Origin of the sequence: Bartonella sp. AP57NXGY (assembly GCF_042195805.1) — a bacterium.
GTDB lineage: Bacteria > Pseudomonadota > Alphaproteobacteria > Rhizobiales > Rhizobiaceae > Bartonella.
Map to the genome: position 1 here is coordinate 1 of NZ_JBHIOZ010000187.1, position 2,354 is coordinate 2,354.

Below are 2,354 nucleotides of genomic sequence, written 5' to 3' on the forward strand. Positions count from 1 at the left end.
AAGGAGGATGCGCCATGTTTAACATAATAATCTCTTTTATTCCGTGGAGTATTTACTCCTGGGTTATCAATGGAAACTTTTTAACTCTGGTCGAACGCTCTCTCATCTTAACTGTGATTTTATTGTTCATTATTGCTGTGAATATTAAAATTGTCCGGCAGGGAGAACCCGTGATGATTACTAACATTCTGACAGTTATTGTCCTGTTTGTTAATTATTTCGCTGGATGGTCTACACTTTTACTGAACTACCCCACAGTTTTTTGCTATCTGTCACTTGCTCTGGTTTCATTGATTAGCTTGCTGGTAAAGAAACCCTTTACCATTTTTTATGCCAGTGCTGGTGTTTCTGAAGAAAAACGCAAACATATCCTATTTTATCTCATCAATAAATATATTACATGGATTTGGGTAATCATCTTTTTTGCCAATGGTCTTCTAGTGGCTTTTTTTACATGGACCCCCCAGATTTGGTTAATCACTATGGGTTTAATTTGTACTGGTATTCTTTTTTCTAAATATCTTCCTAACATCATGCAATATTTTTATCGCATCAAACATCATGGAGCATAATATGTCATTGTTTAACATTCTGACCGGAACCCCTTTATGGGCTTGGATTTTGCTTATTTTTCTCATCGCGAGGGGAATAATCGCATTGAAAGATAGGGAAACGAAGGTTTACCGCCTTTTTCTCTTGCCGTTAGTCTTTCTTTTTTTGGGCGCAAGCGATGTGATTAACCAGCTGGCTTTCCCACGCTGGGGAGCAATCGCAATGTTGGCAGGGCTGATGATCGGCTTTGGCGTTGGCTGGTTGCTCTGGCGTGCTACTGCGCGTTTAAAAATCAAAGAGGGAACGGATTTCATTATTCTGCCTGGTACGCCGTTGACGCTGATATTTATTCTTATCGCTTTTGTCATCAAATTCACATTGATTGTTTTTCTCAATATTGAACCTGATTTGAAATATGCATTTGATTTTAATCTTCTTTTTGGTCTTTTAAGTGGGTTCACTGATGGTGTGTTTTGGGGCGGCACATTAAATTTATATATAGCATTTCGAAAGAATCCAAATTAATCCCTATACCATTAGCTGTGGGTGCTTCCCATTAGAACTATCTCAATAGAAGCTTATTCCTAACAACAACGCTGCATACAAATGCAGCGTTGCCTCGTAGTTTCAGATTTTTTTATCCCAGCGCGTGAATAGGAGAGGGAAGTGATATATCTGACTATGCCCCCTTGGGGGAAGAGCGAGCCTAAAGGTTTAGAATGCTATGAGTTTGAGCTAGCTGGACTTTGAGCAGATGGTTTATCGCTTATGGGAAATCATTTTGTTTTACGATTCAAAAAGAGGATAGTGATGGTCTCATTGGCGTAGGTGGGCAAGAAAACTGTTAGCTTGGCAATGCCGTCAACAATTTATAGAACTATGTTGTGGAACCCCTACGCAAAGCCGTTGCTATGATGGCATGATGCTTTTGTCAAGCATTATGATATGGGGAGGAACCGGTGTTTAAGGGTGCAACTGCGGTCACTATACGATCCAGTAGCATTACGTTTTTACGTTTGAGTATTTAGGAGCGGTAGACTCTGTACAGGCTATGCGTGCAATATGTGAAGCACGCTTGTGGGAATCAGTGTGCCATTATTGCGTTGTGCATGCAACCCTCTAGCTAGTACTTCATTGGTAAGGTTGTTTTTTGAAGCTGATTAATTATCTGGGTGTTTTTTAAGAGAACGTTAGCACTGATGTATCGCGTGCCGTACCAAGAAATCTTCCAAAAAAAAATTATTAAAAATACTAAAAATATATGTGCAAGATGAACAAATGCTTGCTGAGGATATTGTATCAACGACTGTAGCTGCTTAAGGGCACATAATCTTGGGGGGCATAATGTTGTACAAAAAATCATGAAGTCCAAAAAACTCGTAAAGGTGCATTGCACTTCTCCTTTGAGAATTTGGCATCTCCTCTTAGCTTAATACGTTCTCATTATGATATAAACCCCTTGGTTCTCCTGAACATCCGCTTGTCATGCGTTTTTCTGCTGATGTTCAAGAGATCTTTCGTGAGTGGATGCAAAAGATTTTTAAAAAAGCTAAAGAGAATAACCTTTTTGAAAGCTTACAATCGCATCTTTTAAAAATGCCAAAGACCATAGCAAGCCTTGCGTTGATTTTTGAACTTCTTGATAGTGGTCGTTTTGAAATTGGACTCTATGCCATTACAACAGCCTTGCGTTGGGAAGAATATCTGATAAGCCATGTCAAAAGACTTTATGCGGCGAATGATACATTAACAGCAGAGCGTGCAAAATTAATTGTAGAGCGCTGTGATCTTTTACCCAATGT

Annotated in this window: 3 protein-coding genes; all 3 read left to right on the top strand. The window is 39.3% G+C overall.

All coding sequences use genetic code 11. The features are described from left to right. A partial coding sequence (locus tag ACFIL8_RS09270) for a hypothetical protein (protein WP_375689537.1) occupies positions 1-572 on the top strand: 572 nt, incomplete at its 5' end. A 1-nt stretch (position 573) separates the two neighbouring features. Further along, entirely contained in the window at positions 574-1,077 is a 504-nt protein-coding gene (locus ACFIL8_RS09275) for a DUF6622 family protein (protein ID WP_375689539.1), read from the top strand. Positions 1,078-2,037: 960 nt separating this feature from the next. Beyond that, the coding region (locus ACFIL8_RS09280; RefSeq protein WP_375689541.1) for a DUF3987 domain-containing protein at positions 2,038-2,354 on the top strand (317 nt) is incomplete at its 3' end.

Bases quoted from the DNA above. Each gene is read 5' to 3' on its own strand.
- ACFIL8_RS09275 (WP_375689539.1), top strand. From the start codon at position 574: ATGTCATTGTTTAACATTCTGACCGGAACCCCTTTATGGGCTTGGATT.